Here is a 22,994-nt window from a genome sequence, read left to right as displayed (position 1 = left end):
GACTTGAGGTGAAGGTGTGCAGCAAACGAGATCTGCTGAAGAACGTAGAATAAGCAGCAAGGCGGGCGAAGGAACGGGAGGGAGAATCAGCGGAGCGGACGTGTAAGAAATCGGCGATGAGAATGCAAACTGCCAACGTGAGCGGTAACCATGCGACGCACATGAATAGAAACTCGTATACTGCCCATGCGCAGAATGCCGCCGACTCATGCCAAAGCCTTACGGCGCTTGGTTTTTTCGCCTGTTGGAAAACGGCATATCGCTAGATAACGGCTGATTTACGTTTCTGCACCGCATCTGTTAGCCTGAAGAAGCGATCGATCAGCATGCGTATGTAATCGTTTACAACGCAAAAACAAGTCAAATTTGAAAGCAGGAAGCAAACGCAAGAATCAACGAGCAAGGAGCAACACAAGGAGCAAACGCAGGAAGCCATAAGAAAATAGGGGGAATTCAAATGAGCAGAAATTGGATCAGGCTCGTTTCTGGAACCGTTTGCATCGGCGTACTGGGAGGGATGTTGATCGCATGCTCGTACAACGCCGGCAAAGCCGGAGAGAACACGCCGACCGCGAGCGGCAGCAGCAATGAAGCGCAGCTGCTGGACGGCGGCACAACGAATGCAACGGGTTATCCGATTGTGAAAACGCCGATCACGTTGAATGTGGGCATTATTTCCTATGCGAACATGGGAGATTTAACGAAGTACGATATTTGGAAGAAAATTGAGGAAAAAACGAACATCAAAATCAACTTGAAAGTGTACAGCGGTGTGGAAAAGGTTAATCTGATGTTCAGCAGCCGGGATTATCCGGACATTATGCTGCGGATGGATCCTACGCCGCAGTCGATTTCCGATGCAGTCGACGCGAAGGACATCGTAAGCGTCGACAGCCTTCTGAAATATGCTCCGAATTGGAGCAAGTTTTTCGAGACGAATCCGGATCTCAAGCAGCAAGCGCTGATGCCGGATGGCAAATTATACGGCTTTCCATACGTGCTGCTCGACGAATACAGCTACGGCCTCCGGGATCAATGGTTTATCAATCGGAAGTGGCTGGATGAGCTCGGTTTGAAAATGCCGGCCACGACGGAAGAATTCAAAAACGTCTTGATGGCCTTCAAACAAAATGCCGGCAAAGGCTCCATCCCCAAAAACGTGATTCCCTATTACTTTCAGTACGGCAACTACATCGGCGGTCAGTTCGATATGTACGGTACTTTCGGCGTGTATACAACCGCAGCCTCCCTAAGTACACCTGACCATTATTTTATTGTCGAAGACGGCAAGTTCAAATCGCAGGCGACTAATCCGGACTTGAAAGAACCCATCCGCTTTTTGGCCGACCTGTACAAGAATGGGCTGATTCCTCCGGAGGCCTTCACGGACGACTGGGGTAAATATACAGCCGCCATTTCGTCCAACCCGCCGATCGTAGGTTCGATGACCTCGTATGGCGATCAGAATGAAAACTATATGGATGGCAAATGGTGGTACCCGATGGCGCCGCTCAAATCCCCGAACGGGAAGCAGCCTCTCATTCGCCGCCAGAACCGCAGCATATGGCCGAGAAACTTCGTTATTTTCAAGAACAACAAATACCCTGTTGCATCGGCAAGACTCGCGGATATGCTGGCGGAACAGGATTGGTCCATGACGGAGAGATATGGCAAAGAAGGCGTGGCATGGACGAAATCGGACGACGGCAAATTCCAATTGACAAATCAAAAAATAGCTGCAGACGAAGACAGAGGGCTCGATAACTTTGGCATTGCCCTTCTCGACGAGAACCTGTTCAAGAATAAAATCGTCAACAATAACGTCAACAAGGAAGGCACAAGAGAATGGGCATACAACAACATTTATAAAAATTATTTACCTGCCAAAAACTTGAACATTCCGAAATTGCCGGAAGGCCTGCTGAAGGACATGGAAAAGCAGCGCCTGTTGGTTTTGGATACAGCGATCAATGATTATATTAAGGCAACCATTGCAAACTGGATATCGGGCAAGGGTGATGTGGACGCCGAGTGGGATGATTATGTGAAGAAGCTGCAAGGCCTGGGGCTGGACGAGTTCATGCAATTGTATCAGAAACAGCTGGATGCAGCAGCCAAACTTGGCAAGTAACCGGCAGCGGGGGATCGGGCAGCAGGCAAGAGGACATATTCACATATGCGGAGTGGGTCCTCCTGACCGTCTGCCGTCCGATTACCGCATCCATCGAACGTACGGGAGGATTCAGCATGATCGATTCAAATTCGGCGATTCCGGAGATTCGGGAGCAAACCACGATGCGTTTATTCAGCAGGAGAATGCTCAAGGTGAAAGAAAATATCGGACTATACTTTCTAGTTCTTCCCGCGCTCATCTATGTCATTCTATTCGAATATGTTCCTTTATACGGCGTATTGATCGCCTTCGAGAACTTTAAACCGGTTAAGGGCATATGGGGGAGCGATTGGGTAGGGCTGTATCATTTTAAGCAATTTTTCAAGCTGGACATTTTTTGGATGCTGATCAAAAATACGTTGACAATAAGCATATATTCCCTGCTGGCGGGTTTCCCCATTCCGATCATACTTGCCTTGGCTCTCAACAGCACGAACAGCAAGCGGTTGAAAAGCGTTGTGCAGACGATCACATACGCGCCCCACTTCATATCGACGGTCGTATTGGTAGGCATGATCAATGTATTTATGGCTCCCAATTTAGGGGTTTTCAGTCAATTGCTGAATAAGATCGGCTTGACGAACGGTCCGCTCATGATTCTTACCGATCCTAACGCCTTCGCGCATCTGTATGTATGGTCCGGCGTCTGGCAGGGGATGGGCTGGGGGAGCATCATCTATTTAGCGGCTTTGTCTGGCGTGGATACTTCACTTCATGAAGCGGCGATCGTGGATGGCGCGAATAAATTTCAACGCGCGTGGTATATCGATCTGCCTTCGATCCTGCCGACCATCGTCATCATGCTGATCTTGAACTGCGGAGGCATCTTGAGCGTCGGCTTCGAAAAAGTCTTTATGATGCAAAACCCGTTAAATTTGGGCAATTCCGAAGTGATTTCCACTTATGTTTACAAGATCGGCCTACTTCAATCCCAATACAGTTTCTCTGCGGCTGTTAGCCTGTTTAATTCGGTTGTGAATTTGATTCTGCTGCTGTCGGTCAACAAATTAGCCAAAAAATTGGGCCAAAGCGGTATTTTCTAAAGGCGGGTGATCAGGGTGACGGACTTAACGAACAAAAGTGGATCCGACAGGGCGTACGATATCATGAACAGCATATTTTTGCTGTTGCTGCTGATCATGGTAGCGTACCCGTTGTACTTTATTGTGATCGCTTCTTTCAGCGACCCTTCCGCAGTCGGAACGGGCAAGGTGATCTTGTTTCCGAAGGGCATGAATCTGAACGGATACGAAATCATTTTCAAATACAAGCAGTTATGGATCGGATATGGCAATACCATTTTGTACACGGTCGGGGGAACGCTGCTTAGCGTCAGCTTGACGCTTATGACGGCCTATGCTTTTTCGCGGCAGGACATGGTCGGGCGGGGCTTCATTGTAACGGTGTTCATCATCCCGATGTTTATCAGCGGGGGGCTGATCCCGACTTATTTGCTGATCAGAGAGCTGCACCTGGTCAATAATCCGCTTATCATCGTCATTCTCGGAAGCGTCAGCATGTGGAACATCATCATTACAAGAACGTTCTTTCAGTCCACCATACCCGTGGAGTTGTTCGAAGCGGCGAAGATGGACGGCTGCGGCAATATCAGCTACTTTGTCAGAATCGTCCTGCCGCTGTCTAAAGCGATCATTGCGGTATTGGTCGTATTCACGGCAGTCTGGCATTGGAACTCGTTTTTTAATGCCCTGATTTATTTGAACAACCAGAAATATTTCCCACTGCAACTGGTGCTAAGGGAAATATTGACGAGCCAGACGCAGATGATGCAGCAGCTTGATCTCGGTGTCATGGACCAGAACATGGCTGAAAAAACGATGTTGGCCGAGTCCGTCAAATACGGCATCATTATCGTTTCCAGCTTGCCGATTTTGTGCCTGTATCCGTTTGCACAAAAATATTTCGTCAAAGGGGTCATGATCGGTTCGCTGAAAGGCTGAGAAGCCGGGCATCGAAGTAACCCCGCCCCATCCATTTTAAACAGAGGTGAAAGCAAATGAAGGCACTGGCCGACGATTATGTCAACGTTTACGAATCCGAAGATCCGTCCCGCATCTATTGCTACAGTCCCGGTCTTGCGCAGCTTCCTTCCGGCCGACTTGTGTCGACGCTCGACCTTGACGGTCCCGGCGTGAAGCCTCCATACGGAAAGGTGCTTACCTCGGACGACAAGGGCCGAACGTGGGCGCATCGGACCGATTTTCCGTTCGTGCATGCGAGACCGTTCACCGCGGGCAGCTCCCTATACGTGATCGGCCACAACGGCGATTTGACGATTATGCGATCAGACGACGGAGGGGATAGCTGGACGGAGCCGATTCACCTGACCGAAGGCAAGGAATGGCATCAGGCGCCGTGCAATGTCCATTATGCAGGAGAATCGGTCTATCTGGTCATGGAAAAACGCAAATACCGCCGTATCGAAAGCTGGCCCGTTGGGGAATTGGCGCCTGTGCTGATGCGCGGAAGGACGGATTCCGATCTAACCCTGGCAGCGAACTGGACGTTCGCCTCCGAACTCGCCTTCTGCGATGCCGTTCCGGCGGATAAGCTTACTGATTTCGGCGTTCCTTTCTACCATAGCGATCCGTTGCGCTCTATCAACATTGCGCCTGGCAGAGGCTGTGCCCCTGCGGGATGGCTGGAAACGAACGTCGTGCAATTTGTCGACCCCGATCATGCATGGTTCGATCCGGAGGGGAGAACGTTTCATTTGTGGCTGCGCGCGCATACGGGGGGAAGCGGCTATGCGGCTATCGCCAAAGTCGTGGAGGACGAGAACGGCGCGATGACGACCATGCTAGAGACCGTTCCGTCAGGGAAACGCGTCGTGTTTGTTCCCTGTCCGGGCGGACAAATGAAATTTCATATCCTGTACGACGACCGGACCCGATTGTATTGGCTACTCAGCACGCAGGCGACGGACAGCATGACGCGAGCGGACAGACTGCAGCCCGACCGGTACAATTTGCCGAACAACGAGCGGACGAGGCTGCAGCTGCATTTTTCCAAAAATTGCATCGATTGGTGCTTTGCCGGTTTGGTTGCTGCCGGACCGGGGGCGAAGCATTCTCGGCATTATGCCTCCATGGTGATCGACGGCGATGACATGTATATCTTGAGCCGATCTGGCGATGAGCGAGCCGCCAGCGCACATAACGGTAATTTCATCTCGTTTCATACCGTCAAGCGTTTCCGCGAGCTGGTTTATTGAAAAATTCAGCATATCCTTTCCAGACGGAAAGCGCAGCAAATGCTTACGAAGCGAGTTTTGCTCTCGCAAAACTTTTAGGAGGAATGATTCATGTCCGAGCACAAGGATTCGAACGAAAAGTTGTCCCGTAGAAAGCTCCTCGCTTCGATGGGAGCGGCGGGAGCCGCGGCTATTCTGTATGGCGTGACGGCGGGAACGGGGAATGCGAAGGAGTCTTCCGTGACTGATGCCGTCTATGGAGACGATCGTGATCGCGATTCGGGTAAGTCCGGCAGCAATATCCGAGCGCGCGGCGTTTTTCGGCCTCGGGTGAAGATCACGCAGGAATGGGATGTACTGGAATTCACCGCGGCCGACGGCATCACGACCGGATACCGGTGGGCCGGTCCGCTCCCGCACACGACGAGGGCAGACAACCCGGTTGCCGACGGAGGGATAGGATCTGCCGTGTGGGTGGCCGTTTATCAGACCGGGCTTGAAGAAGCGCTGGCTGAAACCGGAGGCGTCAATCTTATCGGGGGCGCCAGACCGGTCTGGCGCGTTGTCGACACCGATTTATGGCTCACCGACCCGACTGCCGCGGTCAAATCGGTGCTGGGCCTCGCGGCCGTTTCGGGTGGCGTCGTCCTGATTCCCGCCGGTACGCACAACTTTACGGCAACGGGCGGCAATATCGATTTGCCGCCGAATGTCATCATCACGGGCGAAGGGGTCGGCGTGACGAATCTCGTCTGGAACGGCGACGGTTACCTGTTCCGCTATTGGAGAAGCTCGGCGACATGGGGCGACGCCGTCGGCACGAGCCATGCGATCACAGATTTGTCGATGAACGGCGGAGACAATCCGAATTCGACCGCGGTCGAAATCTCGGATACGTACGGGTTCAAGCTCCGCAATATCAGCATGTACGGGTTTACGGCCGGCTGTGGCCTGGTGCTCCACACCCGCAAGTTCTGGGTCGAGGGAACGACGCTGGAAAACGTCTCCATCAGCAACTGCAAGCGCCAAATCGTGTTCAAGCGTCAGCCGGGAACGTCAAGCATGCCTTCGTATGGCTATACCACGTTCCGCAATGTGTCGCTTAATCTCCGCGACGGCCAGATTGGGATGCTGGTCGGCGACGATGCGTATAACAACGCACAGCATGAAATCTACAACGCGATTTTGGAAGTCAACATCTGGACGACCGGTAGCTCGATAGGCGTCGCCTTCGGCAAAAACGGCACCATCCGGGACTCCAGCGGCATCTTCCGCTGTGAAACGCCGCCGGAGGGGGCTCCATTCTCGGGCAGCTTCTTTCAAATCGTTTACCCGGAAACGTCGGGCATGTTTAACTTTGACGGGCCTGTAAGAACCTCGCATTTGAGTAAAGCCGAGGACTGGAGAAATACGTGGCGTGATTTGCGTTACAAGAAGCTGCGCGACATCGGGGAGCCCAAGGCTGGCGGCTTGCAAAACTATGCGCAATGGTTCCGGGTATGCCGGATCGGCGGGGACCGCTCGCTGTTCAGCGGACGCGTGAGGATGACGACGGATTACGGCAAGGCTTCCTACCGCACCGCATCCGCGGAATTTGCGTTCGGCGTCCGCGGCAATGAGGCAGGCGGCTTTAAGCCGATCTTTACCGTCGACGGCGACGGGTTTAACGGAACAAGCGACGTGTTCGCCAAATTTTCAGTTTATATCGATGCGAGCGGGAAATATTGGCTGTATTTCCGCCGTCCGAAATATACGAACTATTGCGTGTTCGAGTATACGTACGACCTGTATCCGCAAGGGACCTTCGAATATTGGGACAAGGTGGATTCGCCGGAGACGGACTCTTCCCTGACGAAGGTATGGGATTCCGTGTCTTATCCGTCCCAGGCATCCTACATCGGCGACGAAATGGTGTTTACCGGCCAACGGGCCATCGCTGCGGCCAATGGCGGCAATGTTTCGTATCAAGTGGCGCACCAGTTGGGCGTCGCACCCGAATGGTACACGGCAACGGCGTTGTCCGTGGATGCCAATGCCGTCGGCATTTCCTCGATCATGGCCGACGCGAACAATATTACGGTCACGTTCAAATCAGCAACGCCCGCCGGCATCGGGAATATCAAATTCGGAGTCGAGTGGGGACGCAAGCAGTTCAACAACCGTTTCCGGCCGTCGTGACGCTTCGTCCGGGCCGTCACGCTTGGCCTACGATGATCACCCCGTTTACGGAGTCCGGCCAGATCGATTATTCCGGACTCGAGCAGTTGATCGAGTGGTATATCGGGCGCGAGGTGGACGGCCTTTTTGCGGTATGCCAATCAAGCGAAATGTTCTTTCTCGGCCTGGAGGAGCGCGTAAATCTGGCCCGGTTTGTCAAGGAAAAAGCGTCTGGCCACCTCCCCGTCATCGCTTCCGGCCATATTTCGGATGATTTGTAACGCCAAATCGACGAGATCCAAAGCATTGCCTCTACGGGAATCGACGCGTTTGTTCTGGTGACCAATCGGGTTGTGGTGCAAGAATTAAAAAAGATAGCAATTTCCCAATAAATTAAAATTAACTATGCCATAATACCAAATATCTTATTAAGCCATTCAACTGCAGAGAGGACAGACGAATTATTTTCGGCCTGCCCTTTCCTAATCATATGCATTAATTTTTGTATTGCTGGTGGATATGCTGGATTTTTATCCAAGGTGATTACACGTGGGATTTGATTATGTGGAGAGGACAAGGCCTTTGTAAAGAAACGCTTAGCTGCCGGCATGTCCCGATTTTCAGATAACATGAAATCAATGGTTTTCCCCATAGAATCAACTGCCCGATATAGATACTTCCACTGACCTTTGACTGTGACATAGGTTTCGTCAGTCCTCCAAGAATCGTTTGTAGGTTTCAAATAGGGACGGATTCGTTTGTCGATTTCGGGTCCAAATTCATGGACTCATCTCATGATCGTCGTATGGGAAATCTTGGGGAGACAGCAGACCAAAAAGTTTCATGGATTCAGGATATTTTCAAAGAGCGTTACTTTCGAAATTCAGGATAATATTACTCTAATGAGTTTGAAAGGGGATGCTTACGATTGTCCAATACTTCAACGCCCACATCAAACGTAGTCTCTTTCCCCATAAAATGAAGCAATATTTTCGCTCTATTTTTATGTTTATCGACCTTTTTAATAATGTTCTCTTTACCCAGCAGGGGACCGGAAATGACAACAATTTTGGAGTTTTCCACATATACATTCGAATAATTGATCGTATCTCTCTCATCGAGAAGCTGTAGAATTGGAGAAATCTCATTTTCACATATTTTCGAAAAATATATGCCTTGATCCCTTGAATAAAAAAATCCATTATTTACTAACCATAAGCATTTAGGGATTTTTTTGAGCTGATAAAAAATATCGGTGTTCATGTTCGTTTTTATGAGTACGTAACCAGGGAAAAAAATTTTGAGTACATGATTGATGATGCCAGACTTTTTCTCAGGAATTTTTCTTTTAGGAACTATGGATAATAAGGTTTGATGATCAAAATAGAGTTGCAAAAATTTCTGAACAACTTCTTCTTTCCCTGTTTCTACGAAAAGTGCATACCAATCCAAGAAGATCAGTCCTTTCTATGTAAAATTGGTGCCTATAAATAAGGCCAACAATGCTGAAATGGGGTGTAGATAATTATACAATGATTGATTTGAAAAAAATGTAAAAATACGTCGGAATGGAAAAAAGTATCAAATGCAGACCGGATTATTGGCCTGTGCGTCGAGGGCGTCAGTACCCGGGACATTCTCTTATTAATAATAGTTTGACACGTATCAAATGATTGAATATACTAATTTTGGGAGATTATTAAATTTATCCCGCGTAATTGAACTGGATTGTCAACTTGGAAGCAATAGAAACAATTGTGTTTGATTTACTTGTTCTTGCTGTCAGTGGCAAATTTTCCTTTTGATCTGGTTACCACTGATCCAAGTAGTTACTATTTTTTATGAATTTATATTCTATATTAATCATCTAAGTAGTCTAATCGGTGTTTCGGCACGTTGGAGGAGTTTAGATGTTCAGAGAACCATTCAAATGGGTATAGGGAGTAGTTCGCCTATAAATAATAGTGTATCCCTTAAATTATCAGAAAATTCAATCTATTTTAGGGGTGATTTTATTCCTAACGGATTCCTTTCAATAAATCCAACTACGATGATACAAGAGCTAGTATTCGAAGGATTAGCCCGAGAATATAAAGCTTATTTTTGTATTTCTTATTTTCATGAGGATTACCAGTACGTTGATATGACCCCGATTCTGCATCCGAAAGAACTTGAATATTACACGACGCTCCGATTCGAGCGTCGGATACAGAGCTACATTGCCGGCCGATATGTTGCTAAGAAAGCAGCCTCGCTGCTTTTTAAAGTGGATAATATGGCGTCTATTTTTATTGACCAAGGGATTTTTTATCAACCGATCGTTGTCTACCCGGCCATTTCCAATACGCAAGTAAGCATCACACATGGTGATGGTCTTGCGGCAGCACTTGCATTTTCAGAACGATTTCCGTTGGCAATCGATATAGAAAAGATATTGAATAAAAAGGAATTTTTTATGAGTCAATTTACTGATCTAGAGATTACTCTTATTCAAAGATTGCCGTTTGCGAATGATACGGCCTTTACAGTATTGTGGACGGTGAAAGAAGCTTTGTCTAAGATATTGAAAACAGGCTTGACGGCCCCACTTTCCATTTATGAAGTAAATCACATGGAAGCAAGGGAGGGCGTTCTATACAGTTCTTTTGCAAATTTTATGCAGTACTCGGCGGTTTCGCTTATTTTCGATACTTATGTATGTTCGATTGTCTATCCGAAGAGAATGCCACTTGTGGTCGGATCTCTAAAGGAAGCGCTGGTACGTTTCATGGCGATTTCGAAAATCCCCCCAACAAAGTTGGAGGGGAATTTTCAGTACGCCCGGCAGGAGTTTGCAATGTCAAGGCAACAAATCGATTGACTGTATTCCAAGGGGATAACCAAATTTACTATAACAGGAGGAATTTAGAATGAGTACACCCGTTGAGCCGATTTATTTGAAGGAAATTTCCAAGCTTGGATCGCCTAAGGAAGGATGGGAGCCGTATCAATGGTACAAGGAGATGAGAGACAATCAACCCGTCTATTACGATGCTGAGCAAGATGTCTGGAACGTTTTCCTATACGAAGATGTCAAGCGGGTTTTATCTGATTATGAGCTATTTACAAGTAAACGGAGTAGGAGCTTTTTCCCTATCGCTCATTCCATGGACAGTAAAAGTAATGTCAATTTTTCCGATCCTCCTGTGCATACTCATCGCAGGGCTTTTCTCGGGAAAGCTTTTAGCCCGAAAAATTTAGTGAACTGGGAAGCCCGGATTCACCGCATCGTCAACGAAATGCTGGATGAGCTTGCGGGCCGCAAGCAATTTGATATTTTGGATGATTTTGCGATTCCGCTTCCGATCATTGTAATGGCCGAGCTGTTGGGAGTCCCTGCGAAAGATCGCCAGTTATTCAAGGGATGGTCTACCGTGATGTTTCTTCCTCACAACAAAGACTCCCGGCAAAATGTTATGGAAAGAAAACAGCAAGTGTTAAAGGAATTTGCCGGGTACTTGTTTCCTTTTGTCCAAGAGAAACGGAACAATCTTGCCGATGACATCATATCGGATTTAGTTCAGGCCGAGTCCGAGGGCGAGCGGCTAAATGATCAGGAGGTTCTTGCCTCGGCTATGGCTCTGCTTGGGGGCGGCTTCGAACAAACGACGAATTGGCTTGCGAATTCATTGTATTGTTTCTTGTACGATAAGCCGGATACGTATCAGGAATTGCGTGATCGTCCGGAATTGATCCCTCAAGCGATTGAAGAAGTTTTGCGCTATCGGTTTCCGGTTTGTCTGGATCGGCAGGTCGTTCAGGATACGGCCGTCTTCGGCCCTGAGATGAAACAAGGGCAAATGGTTGTAGCATGGGTCAGCTCTGCCAATCGCGACGAACGGCAATTTTCACATGCTGAACAGTTCGATATCCATCGGGAAGGCAATCAAAAGCACTTGTCATTTGGGGCAGGCTCCCATTTTTGCCCAGGTTCTTCGTTGGCCCGCTTGAAAGTAAAGACGGCATTAACGACGTTTATTCAACGATTTTCACACGTGCAGTTGCCTCCTTCATTTGATGTAACGGAGCACTTGATCGAGTCGACAATCGGCCAATCTTTAAAGAGCCTGCCGGTGATTGTTCAGGGGTAAAAATGAATAGTACCTATGAGATCATTCAACTGAAGGCCGGTTCTTCGTTGATGCCTAACTACATGTACGTCATTTTGGACAGAGCTACTCATAAAGCTGCCATTATTGATCCGGGGTGGGATCTGGAGCTGATTACGACATGTTTTTGGGAATTGGGGGTGCAGTCCTCCATCATCTTATTGACGCATTCCCATTTTGACCATGTGAATATGGTAGAGCCTTTAGTTGAAAGATTCGGATCGTCGGTGTACATGTCTGCCGTAGAAAGCGGGTATTACCAATTTACGTCAACCAATTTAATCCGATTTCACGATATGGATGTCATTTATTTGGGCCAAACTCGCATTCAATGTCTCGTAACCCCAGGCCATACCGCAGGAGGGAGTTGTTTTCTTCTGACCGACAGTCTGTTTACTGGAGATACGGTTTTCACTGAAGGCTGCGGCGTGTGCGATATGGCGGGTGGATCTCCCGAGCAGATGTATGAGAGTATCCAAAGAATTAAACGGATCGTAGCTCCTCATGTTCGCATTTATCCGGGGCATTCGTATGGAAAACCGCCAGGCTGTGCTTTGGTCGATTTGGAAAAACACAATATTTACTTTGGTTTGGACAACAAAAAGCATTTTGTCGATTTCAGAATGCGTAAAAATCAGAAGTCTTTTATCCGGAAATGAAAGAAGCGGTGCCGTTTTGCGAAAAGGAATATCGTTGAAAGGGATACTGCGTAATTCTAATGTAAGGTCATAGAACATAGGACCGGGAAGGATGCAAAGATGAGTGTACAAGCTCAATTAAAGAATGGGGCAGGAGGAATTCTGCTGGCTGCAGGAATTGCGTTGTCCCTTGCTCAGGCTCTATTCTATTTCGCTATTGATTCGAGTTCGATTGCCTCAACGGTGAAGAGCCCAGGATATGTTTATTACAACATACTCAACATATTGGGTGTTATTTTGCTGGTGGTTGGACTCTGCGGGTGGTCACTGAGGCCTTCATTCGGGACAGGAATGTTTGCGGTAATTCGGTTTTTCCTTGCAGTTGCCGGGACGGTCTTTTTATTTGGGGACGTGTGGTTTGAGTCGTTTGCGGTACCTTCAAGCGTACAGACAGCGCCTCAACTGCTTGATCTGCCTCCGGGAATTACGCTCGTTGCCGGGATGCTGATTTCCTCTGTGCTGTTTAAATTGGGTTGGTTTATCATTGGTGTTCATATCACGATCAAGGGAACGATTGCGCGTTGGTACGGGGTGCTTTTAGCCTTGAGCTGTCTATATGGAGTTCTTCCCTTAGTTTTCCCGCATCTGCTCCCTTTCGCTATAGCGGTAGGATTAATCGGGCTCCATTTGCATGCAGCGCGCAGCGATGTGCGTACGAGTGAGACGAACAAGATCTCGATTCAAGCCTGATGACATCGATTCTGAAGGTATTGGAAGAAAGGAAGTGCTGACATGCTAACCTACATGTTTCCGGGACAGGGCTCCCAACACAAAGGGATGGGCGGTGAGCTCTTTGACGAGTTCCCGGACATTACCCGCAAAGCTGACGATATATTGGGTTATTCGATTAAGGAGCTGTGTTTATACGATCCCTTGCAGCAATTAACGAATACACAATATACGCAGCCTGCGTTATACATAGTGAATGCCCTCAGCTACCTGAAAAAAATCAAGGATGGACATGCAAAACCTGATTTTTTGGTTGGGCACAGCTTGGGCGAGTATAATGCGCTGTTGGCGGCAGGGGCTTTTGATATGGAAACAGGCTTGCAGCTCGTTAAAAAAAGAGGGGAATTGATGAGCAAGGCAGTCGGCGGAGGCATGGCTGCCGTTCTTGGCTTTCATGCGGATCGAGTGCGTCAGGTGTTGGCAGATAATAAGTTGGATCAAATTAATATCGCCAACGATAATGCGCCTACACAGATTGTAATAGCCGGTTTTAAAGAGGATATAGAGCGCGCCAAGACTATTTTTGAAAATGCGGGAGTCCGCATGTACATTCCGTTGAATGTGAGCGGTGCATTTCACTCCATTTATATGGCAGACGCACAAAAAGAGTTTGCTCTGTTTTTGCACAAATTTCATTTCTCAGGGATTACTATCCCCGTTATTTCAAATGTGGAAGGATTGCCTTACCGGAGCGATGAGGTGAAAACAAATGTAATCAAACAAATTACGCATCAAGTGAAGTGGACAGATACGATCCGTTATTTGATGGGATATGAAGACATGCAGTTTGAAGAAATTGGGCCTGGCAATGTGCTGACCAAGCTTCTTAGCCAAATCCGTAAAGAGGCAACGCCGCTTCAACCGCTTCCAATCGTTGAACCGATTCACGGCAGCGTTCAGACCTTTGTATCCAAGGCGCTGCAGGAGGAGCCCGTTCTTCCGAAGCAGGCGGCGCAACCGCGTTTCGAAATTACGGAAAAGAGCCTTGGAGACAGCCAATTCAAAAAGGATTACGGCCTAACTCGCGCTTATGTGACTGGAGCCATGTACAGAGGGATTGCATCCGAGCAGATCGTTGTGAAGATCGGTAAAGCTGGCATGTTAGGTTTTTATGGGACAGGCGGACTCAGTTTGGAGCATATCGAAGGAGCCATTCAGCGAGTTCAAGAGGAACTGGGACGGAACGGATCTTATGGATTTAATTTGCTTCATCATCCTGTTGATCCTTCCAAGGAAGAAAAGACGGTAAATCTGTACTTGAACTATGGAGTTCGGAATGTCGAGGCATCTGCTTTCATGACGATCGTTCCGGCCTTGGTTATTTATCGGGCTAAAGGGTTAAAAAGGACTACAGACGGCGGGGTGCACATAGGAAATCGGATCATGGCCAAGCTGTCCAGGCCCGAAGTGGCGGAAGCCTTTCTGAGTCCGGCGCCTGAACGAATCGTAGACAAGCTGCTTCAAGAGTATAAAATCACGCCGGAAGAAGCCGCTATGTTGAGCAAAGTTCCCATGGCAGACGACTTGAGCGTAGAAGCGGATTCCGGCGGTCATACCGATCTTGGTGTGGCCTATGCGTTGATGCCGGCCATGGTCAAGCTTCGGGACGAGATGATGAAAAAGTACGGTTACGTGAAACAAATCCGTATAGGAGCTGCCGGCGGCATTGGAACGCCAGCCTCTGCTTCTGCGGCCTTCATGCTGGGCGCCGATTATATCGTTACCGGCTCTATCAACCAGTGCAGTGTCGAAGCGAAAACGAGTGACGCTGTGAAAGATTTATTGCAGCAGGCCAATGTGCAGGATACCGATTATGCGCCGGCAGGAGATATGTTTGAGCTTGGGGCCAAGGTGCAGGTATTGAAAAAAGGATTGTTCTTCCCGACAAGAGCCAATAAGCTGTACGATTTGTACCGTCAATTTTCTTCCTGGGAAGAAGTTGATGAAAAAAACAAAGTGATGATTCAAGAGAAATACTTCAAACGAAGTTTTGAACATATTTTTGAAGAAATCAAAGCGACTCGCCCGGAGCAAGAAATTGAGAAAGCAGAGCGAAACCCCAAATATAAGATGGCCTTGGTATTCAAGTGGTATTTCGGGTATACGACTCAACTGGCACTGAGCGGTGAATTAGATCATAAAGTTGATTTTCAAATCCACTGCGGTCCTGCATTAGGCGCTTTTAATCAATGGGTCAAAGGTACGCCCATGGAGAATTGGCGCAATCGCCATGTCGATGAAATCGCAATTAAGCTTATGAAGGAAACAGCAGCATTCATGAATCAACGCTTTTTGACGTTAACCAGTTAAATTAGCGGAAGGATGGATATACCATGAAATTGGAAGTTTTGGAATATGCGCCGGAGACGAAATCGGAACTGCCTCCACTGTTATTTGTGCATGGCGCTTCACATGGGGCATGGTGTTGGAAAGAAAACTTTTTACCTTATTTTTCCGCCAAAGGCTTTCCGTCCTATGCGCTCAGCTTTCGCGGGCATGGCGAAAGCGAAGGACGAGACCAGCTGTATTCTTTTACACTGGGGGATTATACGGAAGATGTGCTGAAGGTGATAAAGGGAATGAAGAGCAAGCCTGTTCTCATTGGACATTCGATGGGCGGGGCTGTCGTTCAAAAAATTATGCATACGTATCCTGATCAAATCCGGTCCATGGCGCTTATGGCCTCGTCGCCTCCAAGCGGGATGGGGAAAGAATGGGCGAAGATCGTATTGACCCGATTCAGACTCGTCTATAAGATGTATCTCTTTAATAAAGGGAGCAGCACGGTATTCCCTGAAAGGCTCTTGTTCTCCGAAGGGCTGGAGGCCGCCAAAAAAAACGAATATATGAGTCGATTGCAACCGGAGTCGATGAAAGCAGCTGAGGAAATGATCAGGCAAACGTTGGATACCAAGGCTTTAAAAATAACGATGCCGATCTTGGTGCTTGGTTCGCGCAAGGATGAGTTTTTCTCAGACAAGATAGCAATTAAAATTGCAAAAGCTTATCAAACGGAGCCGATTATTTTCCCAAATATATGTCATGATATGATGCTTGACCCCAACTGGGAACATGTCGCTGAATCACTCCTCCACTTTTTTCACGAGACGGCATCTTAATTAGGGAGAAGGGAGTATATAGCATGAATGGAGCGGGTTCTTATCAAATTAAACATATTGCCAGCAATGTTGACGCTGAGATTAATCGGCTGAAAGCCCAGGTAGAATTATTTTGGGAAAAAGAATTCAAACGATATAAGGAATTCGGATTAACGGATGGATTGAAGGTGATTGAGCTCGGAGCGGGACCTGGATTTGTGATTAAGAAGATACTGGATCATTTCCCTAATATTTCTATAACGGCATTGGAAATTGAACCGTTGCTGGTCGATTATGCCAAAGCCTATTTATCGAAAAAGAAGTACAAGCAGTGCAAAGTTGTTCAAGGTTCCATTATGGAAACGGGGCTTCCGGAGCAATCGTTTGATTTTGCCATTACAAGGCTTGTTTTGGAGCACTTGCCTGACCCGATTGGCGCCGTCCGGGAGGTCTGCCGGATACTGAAGCCGGGAGGCAAAGCGATTTTCGTTGATAATGACTTTGAAATGCATATTATGGCCCACCCTACTATTCTGGAGTTGAGGGATTTATACGGCGCCTACTGCCAGTCGCGATTTGCCGAGGGAGGGAATCCCAGAATCGGACGGGAATTGCCTCGGATATTAAAGTGCGGAGGGTTCTCCAACGTTGACTTTGAAGTGATCAGTGCCCATAGCGATATCGTGGGGGATGAAATGTTTTTTAAGTCTGAAGGAATCGGAATCCCGGCCAAATTGGTGCAGGACGGTTATCTGTCGAGCAAAATGCTGGGGAAAATCTCTGTCGAATGGAGAAATATGATCAAAAACGAGAATCATTCCATAATTCGCCAATTATACATGGCCGTTGGCGAGAAATTGCTCTAAAAGGGGAATGAATGATGGAGAAAACAAATTTTCCAATAGATGTGGATCAAGTGACGGACAAAGTGAAGGAAATCGCAGCCGAGGTCTTGCAGATGGCGAGCGATTCCATCCATAGCAAACAGAGCTTTATTGAGCTGGGTATGAATTCAGTATTAAGCGTTGATTTTATTGAAATGATCAATCAATCATTATCGATTCGTCTAGGCGTTGAAAGTGTGTACGACTATCAGAGTATGGAGCAGCTTGCCGGGCATATTGTCGATATGATGACAATCAACAGCCAAAGCTCCAGCCTTTCAGGCGATGGAAAAAAAGGAAATGGAAAAAGGAAACGCAAGAAAATGGATGCGGGGCACGTGTCGGTCGATTCGCTCGCAAAAGGAATCTTAGCCGAGGTTTTGAACGTACCGAGCGATACTTTGGATACTGCCAAAAGCTTGGTCGAGCTTGGTTTAAGTTCCGTGCTTGCTGTGGAATTTATTGAAAGCGTAAATCACAAGTTGGGTACAAAGCTGGGCGTAGAGGTCGTCTATGATTATCATTTAATTGGCGACTTGATAGGATATATTGCAGCGATGATCCAGCCCGGAACGAGGCAAACGGAAGAAGAAAAAAATACTCTGTCGCCAGATTCTCTGGAAGAAAGAGATTCGGATATAGCGATTATCGGCATTTCTGGAAAATATGCAGGTTCAGATACGATCGAGCAATTTTGGGAACATTTACAGGCAGGAGACTGTTGTATAAAGGAGATTACGCGCAAAGACTGGGTGAAAAGTCGTTATTACACATCGGATCCGACACAAAAAAATAAATCGGTGAGCAAATGGGGGGGATTATTAGATCAGATTGATGAATTCGACGCTGCTTTTTTTCATATATCCAGACAAGAAGCCGAAAGAATGGACCCGCAGCAACGTTTATTTATGGAAGAAGCCTATAATGCAATTGAAGACAGCGGATATTCGGCCGAGCAGTTGGCAGGAAGCAAAGTAGGCGTATTTGTCGGAGGGAGATCCTCCGATTATAAAGGCAATCGCCTGGAAGGCGAGAATAGCTCGCAAACTTTTTTGGGAAACGAAATGTCAATACTGGCATCGAGGATTTCCTACTTTTTTAATTGGAAAGGTCCTAGTTTTGCTATAGATACGGCATGCTCTTCTTCTCTTGCAGCGATGCATATCGCGTGTGAAAGTATTCGCAGGGGAGAATCGGAGATGGCTTTGGCCGGAGGGGTTTTTGTCATGAGCTCGCCGGAGTTTATGGTTATGTCCTCCCAAATGGGCATGCTGTCGCCTGAGGGTGTATGCCATACCTTTGATACGAGGGCGAACGGAATGGTATTGGGCGAGGGTGTCGGTATTGTCGTTCTGAAAGGGCTGCAGGAGGCTGTCGAAGACAAGGATCACATTTACGGAGTTATTAAAGGTTCCGCCATGAATCAATCCGGCAAGACGAATGGCATGACCGCGCCAAGTATGCTTTCACAAAAGGAACTCCTTATAGAAGCCTATCGAAATGCGGATATCTCGCCGGAAACGGTCAGTTACATTGAAGTACATGGAACGGGAACGAAATTGGGGGACTCGATTGAAGTCAAGGCATTGACAGAGGCCTTTCGAGCATTTACGGAGAAAACAGCCTATTGCGCGATTGGTTCTCACAAGCCTAACTTTGGGCATGCTGCGATGTCGGCTGGCATTGCCGGCGTATTCAAAGTGTTAATGGCGATGAAGCATAAGAAAATTCCACCGACGATCAGCATGAAACAAGTAAATGAACACATCCATTTTAACGAAAGCCCGTTTTATGTGAATGAGCAGCTTATGGATTGGAAGGGTCCGGACGGGATTCCATTAAGAGCAGGCGTCAGCTCCTTTGGCTTTGACGGAACGAATTGCCATCTGGTGCTGGAGCAGTTTGTAAGAAAGCTGAACCCTGCGGAACGATCTGTGCAGCCGTTATACATATTGCCGCTTTCCGCAAAGACAAGGGCAGCTTTGCGCCGAAAGCAGCTTGACTTGATCAATTGGCTGGACAAAGCAGGGGATGCATGCTCTCTAAGTGACATCGCTTATGTGTTAACGGTAGGCAGAACCCACTACCCGATACGATGCGCGTTTATTGCCGGAAGCTTGCAGGAGTGCAGAGAAAAGCTGGCGGAGCTTTATGGGCAAGCTGCAAGAGGCGATGAGAGTAGTAACGAAGAAGAAAATGATGCAATCCATACAGATTCAGCCTATCCTGATTTCTATGCTCAGCTTATGGAACAAATGAAGGATTCAAGCAGCACATATACTGAGAATTTTTCAGCGGCATTGTCTCAAATTGCCGGATTTTATGTAAGGGGAGGGCAACTAGATTGGGGAATTCTTTACAGCAAAGATTTCCACTATCGGATTCCCTTGCCTGCCTATCCGTTTGAAGACGAACGCTATTGCATGGAAGAGTCCGGTGCTCAGGCTAGTCTCAAAACTCAACCCAACTCCGAGTCAAATCAGTCATGGATTGAAAATTTGCGCAGTCGCGAAACGCAATTTGACTATCAAGCCAAAGGGTTGTCGACAGAAGGCGGACTAAGGGTTGCCGGTATGGATGAACTGCTCGCTTCCTTGTTAGCGAAGCAACTGCAGTCGGTCGCTTCGTTCGCGGATCATCCATTCTCTATTCCGAAGATGAAGCAGGCGGGGATTCGCGATACGTATGATCGATGGCTTGAAGTAAGCCTGGCATTTCTGGTTCAACGCAATTATCTCGACTGCGATGGAGAGTCTTACTGCGTAAGGGCCGCCAAAGTGCACGACATCGAGCATGCCTGGGAAGCATGGGATCGTCAGAAGGAAGTTTGGCTGACAGACCCGAGCACAAGCGCTCAAGCCGTATTAGTTGAGACGATGCTGCGGGCATTGCCGGAAATTGTGACCGGCAGGAGACCTTCTACCGACATTATGTTTCCTGAATCCTCTATGAGGCTGGTTGAAGGCATCTACAAAAACAACGCTGTAGCCGACTACTTCAACGAAACGCTGGCGGATACCCTGGTCGCTTATCTGGAAGAACGACTGAAGCAAGACCCGTCAGCTTTGTTCCGATTCATTGAGGTGGGGGCCGGTACAGGGGGAACAAGTTCCATTATTTTCGAGAAACTGCGAGCATATCAAGACCACATTCAAGAATACTGCTATACAGATATCTCGAAGGCTTTTTTAATGTATGCCGAAAAAGAATATGGGAAACGGTATCCTTATTTAACTTTCAAAAAGTTGCATGTCAATGCCCCGTTCGAAGGCCAGAATATCCAAACGGGTCTCTACGATATCGTCATTGCAGCGAATGTGCTGCATGCTTCCCAAAATGTAAAGGAGGCCCTGCGCAATGTCAAATCAGCTTTGAAAAAGAATGGTGTCATTTTGCTTAATGAAATTAGCGGCAATTCTTTGTTCCTTCATTTGACCTTTGGCTTGCTGGACGGATGGTGGCTTTATGAAGACCGGGAGTTAAGGATTCCCGGAAGTCCCGCTTTGACTTCCGACAACTGGGAATTGGCGCTTACCGGCGAAGGATTTCAGCAAGTTTTCTTCCCACGGGAAGAAGCGCACGAACTGGGACAGCAAATTATCGTGGCTGAAAGCGATGGAATCATTCGTAAGGCACCGACAGTCGAATGGCATGAGGAAAGGACACCTGCAACTCGTATGAAGCCGGTGCAAGATGCAGGTCGTGTGCAGAACGACAAGGGGAAAGATTACATTAAAGAAACAATTCTCGATACATTATCCTTGGCGTTGAATGTTAGCCAGGAGTGGATTGATGCGGAAACATCGTTCAGGGATTTTGGAGTCGATTCAATTATTGGCGTCAATTTGGTTAACGCGATTAATGAAGCTTTAGCTGTCGATATGGAAACGACCATTTTGTTTGACTATAGCTCGGTGAATCAGTTGACAGCTTATATCATATCTCAATACGGAGAGCAGCTCGCTGCTTTGCCGCAATTTGAAGAATCTGTCCCGGTTCCTGAATTCTTGAACGAGGCAGCGCGGCACAGCGGAAATAAGAGGTTCGATAAGAATACCAATGTTCAGAAAAACGGCGGCGAGAGCGGAGCAGGAGCAGCCCTGTCCAAAGAACCGATTGCGATTATCGGGTTGAGCGGAAGGTTTGCACAGAGTGAAACGGTCCACGAATTATGGCAGCATCTTGTTCAAGGCGCCCATTTGATTGAAGAAGTGAAGCGTTGGAATTTATCGGATCACTACTCGGACGAGTCGGCTTATTGCAATTACGGCGGATTTTTAAAAACTATCGACCAATTTGATCCGCTATTTTTCAACATATCCGGGCTTGAAGCGGCTTATATGGACCCGCAGCAGCGTATTTTCCTGGAAGAAGCATGGAAGGCGTTGGAAGATGCGGGGTATGCAGGGGCCAAAGCAGCGGGAACTCGCTGCGGCGTGTATGTCGGATGCGACAAAGGAGATTATCAGCAATTAATTGAAGCCGATTCGCCGCCGCAAGCTTTTTGGGGGAATTTGGGGTCTTTGATTCCTGCCCGGATCGCTTATCATTTGGATTTGCAAGGCCCGGCGATTGCTGTGGATACAGCCTGCTCAAGCTCTTTGGTATCCATTCATCTGGCCTGCCAGGGCTTATGGTCGAGGGAAACGGATATGGCTTTAGCCGGCGGGATATTCATCCAGGCGACTGCCGGATTTTATGTATCGGCTAACCGGGCGGAGATGCTGTCCCGTTCCGGCAAGTGCTACACCTTTGACGACCGGGCTGACGGAATGGTTCCCAGTGAAGCTGTCGGCATCGTCGTGCTCAAACGTCTCCGCGACGCGGTCGCTGACGGGGATCATATCTACGGCGTTATTCGCGGCTCGGGCATCAATCAGGATGGCACGACCAACGGCATAACTGCTCCCAGCCTCAAGTCGCAAGAACGGCTGGAGCGCGAGGTATATGAAACGTTTGGCATCGATCCGGCACAGATTCAAATGGTTGAAGCGCATGGAACGGGCACCAGGCTCGGTGACCCGATCGAGTATCAGGCGCTCAGCCGGGCTTTCCGCCATTATACAGATAACGAGCAATATTGCGCTATTGGCTCTTTGAAGACGAATCTCGGGCATCCCCAAATTGCTGCCGGCGTCACAGGTTTGATTAAGATTTTGTTAAGTTTGAAACACAAGCAAATACCGCCTTCTCTTCACTTTGAGTCTGGCAATACGAACATTCAGTTCGCAGGCAGCCCCTTTTATGTCAATACGGAACTAAAGGATTGGAAGGCGGGGGCAGGCGGTAAACGTTTGGCTGCGCTAAGCTCTTTTGGCGCCAGTGGAACGAACGCGCACATGGTGATCGAAGAAGCTCCGCAGATGGAGCGCGTGCACGCCGGGAAGCCGGGTTACCTGATCGTCTTATCGGCGCAAAGCCAGGGGCAGCTGCGTCAGCAGGCTGAACAGCTGGCTGCCTTTTGCACGCAGGAGCCCGGCATCGACTGCGGCAACATCAGCTATACGCTTTTGCTCGGCAGAAAGCACTTCAAGCATCGCTTGGCCTGTGTGGCACGCACGGCCGAAGAGGTGGCAGCCCTCCTTCGCGGCTGGATGCAAAAAGGGAAGCAGCCGCAGGTATATGTCTCCGAGGTTCAGGAGAATGAACGCCGCGAGCAGCCATCGCTGAAACGTTATGGCAATGCGTGTATCCGCAGCTGCCGGGAAATCGGGGAAGCTGGCGAGTACATGGAACAATTGTCAGCGATCGCCGATTTATACAGCCTGGGCTACGGCTTGGAGTATGGAGAGCTGTTCGCGGATGGCGGGTATTCGCGGATTCCGCTGCCGACGTATCCGTTTGCGCGGGAGCGTTACTGGGTGCCGGAGAAAACCGCGGCGGCAACCGTGGA

The 22,994-nt window shown here is 48.2% G+C and carries 15 protein-coding genes and 1 pseudogene; 14 read left to right on the top strand and 2 right to left on the bottom strand.

The genetic code is table 11. From position 1 onward, the window contains the following. The first annotated feature begins 457 nt into the window (after positions 1-457). The 6 genes from AC0LWT_RS05760 (at position 458) to AC0LWT_RS05735 (ending at position 7,825) form a co-directional block, all read left to right on the top strand. Positions 458-2,131: a type 2 periplasmic-binding domain-containing protein gene (locus tag AC0LWT_RS05760; RefSeq protein ID WP_474680280.1), complete on the top strand. Its 1,674-nt coding sequence runs from the start codon at positions 458-460 to the stop codon at positions 2,129-2,131. A gap of 116 nt (positions 2,132-2,247) precedes the next feature. Further along, on the top strand, positions 2,248-3,216 hold the full coding sequence (locus tag AC0LWT_RS05755) for an ABC transporter permease (RefSeq protein WP_474680279.1): 969 nt from the start codon (positions 2,248-2,250) through the stop codon (positions 3,214-3,216). A gap of 63 nt (positions 3,217-3,279) precedes the next feature. Further along, entirely contained in the window at positions 3,280-4,134 is an 855-nt protein-coding gene (locus AC0LWT_RS05750; RefSeq protein ID WP_474680688.1) for a carbohydrate ABC transporter permease, read from the top strand. A 56-nt stretch (positions 4,135-4,190) separates the two neighbouring features. Continuing rightward, positions 4,191-5,408 (top strand): sialidase family protein, encoded by a 1,218-nt coding sequence (locus AC0LWT_RS05745; RefSeq protein ID WP_474680278.1) that lies wholly within the window; start codon positions 4,191-4,193, stop codon positions 5,406-5,408. Between the two features lie 90 nt (positions 5,409-5,498). Beyond that, positions 5,499-7,565, top strand: a complete 2,067-nt coding sequence (locus tag AC0LWT_RS05740; protein ID WP_474680277.1) for a hypothetical protein — start codon at positions 5,499-5,501, stop codon at positions 7,563-7,565. Next, positions 7,523-7,825, top strand: a complete 303-nt coding sequence (locus tag AC0LWT_RS05735; protein WP_474680276.1) for a dihydrodipicolinate synthase family protein — start codon at positions 7,523-7,525, stop codon at positions 7,823-7,825. The genes AC0LWT_RS05740 and AC0LWT_RS05735 overlap by 43 nt, the downstream gene beginning before the upstream one ends. Before the next feature lie 215 nt (positions 7,826-8,040). On the opposite strand, the pseudogene AC0LWT_RS05730 reads toward AC0LWT_RS05735, so the two are convergent. Together AC0LWT_RS05730 and loaP are read right to left on the bottom strand one after the other, a co-directional pair. Then, positions 8,041-8,358 (bottom strand): annotated as a pseudogene (locus AC0LWT_RS05730) (IS6 family transposase); the annotation flags it as partial. A gap of 80 nt (positions 8,359-8,438) precedes the next feature. Further along, on the bottom strand, positions 8,439-8,996 hold the full coding sequence (gene loaP, locus AC0LWT_RS05725) for an antiterminator LoaP (protein WP_474680275.1): 558 nt from the start codon (positions 8,994-8,996) through the stop codon (positions 8,439-8,441). 478 nt (positions 8,997-9,474) lie between these two features. Between loaP and AC0LWT_RS05720 the strand changes: the two genes are divergently transcribed. From AC0LWT_RS05720 to AC0LWT_RS05685, 8 genes are all read left to right on the top strand, one after another. After that, on the top strand, positions 9,475-10,404 hold the full coding sequence (locus AC0LWT_RS05720; protein ID WP_474680274.1) for a 4'-phosphopantetheinyl transferase family protein: 930 nt from the start codon (positions 9,475-9,477) through the stop codon (positions 10,402-10,404). Between the two features lie 49 nt (positions 10,405-10,453). After that, the gene (locus AC0LWT_RS05715; protein ID WP_474680273.1) at positions 10,454-11,674 is read left to right on the top strand and encodes a cytochrome P450; all 1,221 of its coding nucleotides are present in this window, start codon (positions 10,454-10,456) and stop codon (positions 11,672-11,674) included. Positions 11,675-11,676: 2 nt separating this feature from the next. Then, on the top strand, positions 11,677-12,351 hold the full coding sequence (locus tag AC0LWT_RS05710) for an MBL fold metallo-hydrolase (protein ID WP_474680272.1): 675 nt from the start codon (positions 11,677-11,679) through the stop codon (positions 12,349-12,351). Between the two features lie 99 nt (positions 12,352-12,450). Further along, positions 12,451-13,080, top strand: coding sequence for a hypothetical protein (locus tag AC0LWT_RS05705; RefSeq protein ID WP_474680271.1), 630 nt, complete (start codon positions 12,451-12,453; stop codon positions 13,078-13,080). A gap of 42 nt (positions 13,081-13,122) precedes the next feature. Further along, complete coding sequence (fabD, locus tag AC0LWT_RS05700; RefSeq protein WP_474680270.1) at positions 13,123-15,429, top strand: ACP S-malonyltransferase; 2,307 nt, start codon at positions 13,123-13,125, stop codon at positions 15,427-15,429. Between the two features lie 23 nt (positions 15,430-15,452). After that, positions 15,453-16,238 carry an alpha/beta hydrolase gene (locus tag AC0LWT_RS05695; RefSeq protein ID WP_474680269.1) on the top strand — a complete coding sequence of 262 codons (786 nt, stop codon included), beginning with the start codon at positions 15,453-15,455 and terminating at the stop codon, positions 16,236-16,238. 23 nt (positions 16,239-16,261) lie between these two features. Next, a complete protein-coding gene (locus AC0LWT_RS05690; protein ID WP_474680268.1) occupies positions 16,262-17,083 on the top strand; it encodes a class I SAM-dependent methyltransferase in 822 nt (273 codons plus the stop codon). Positions 17,084-17,094: 11 nt separating this feature from the next. Then, the coding region (locus AC0LWT_RS05685; protein WP_474680267.1) for a beta-ketoacyl synthase N-terminal-like domain-containing protein at positions 17,095-22,994 on the top strand (5,900 nt) is incomplete at its 3' end.

This window comes from Paenibacillus sp. sgz302164 (genome assembly GCF_056120505.1).
Note: the sequence above shows the minus strand (reverse complement) of the source record. Positions and strands in the feature narration are given on the sequence as shown.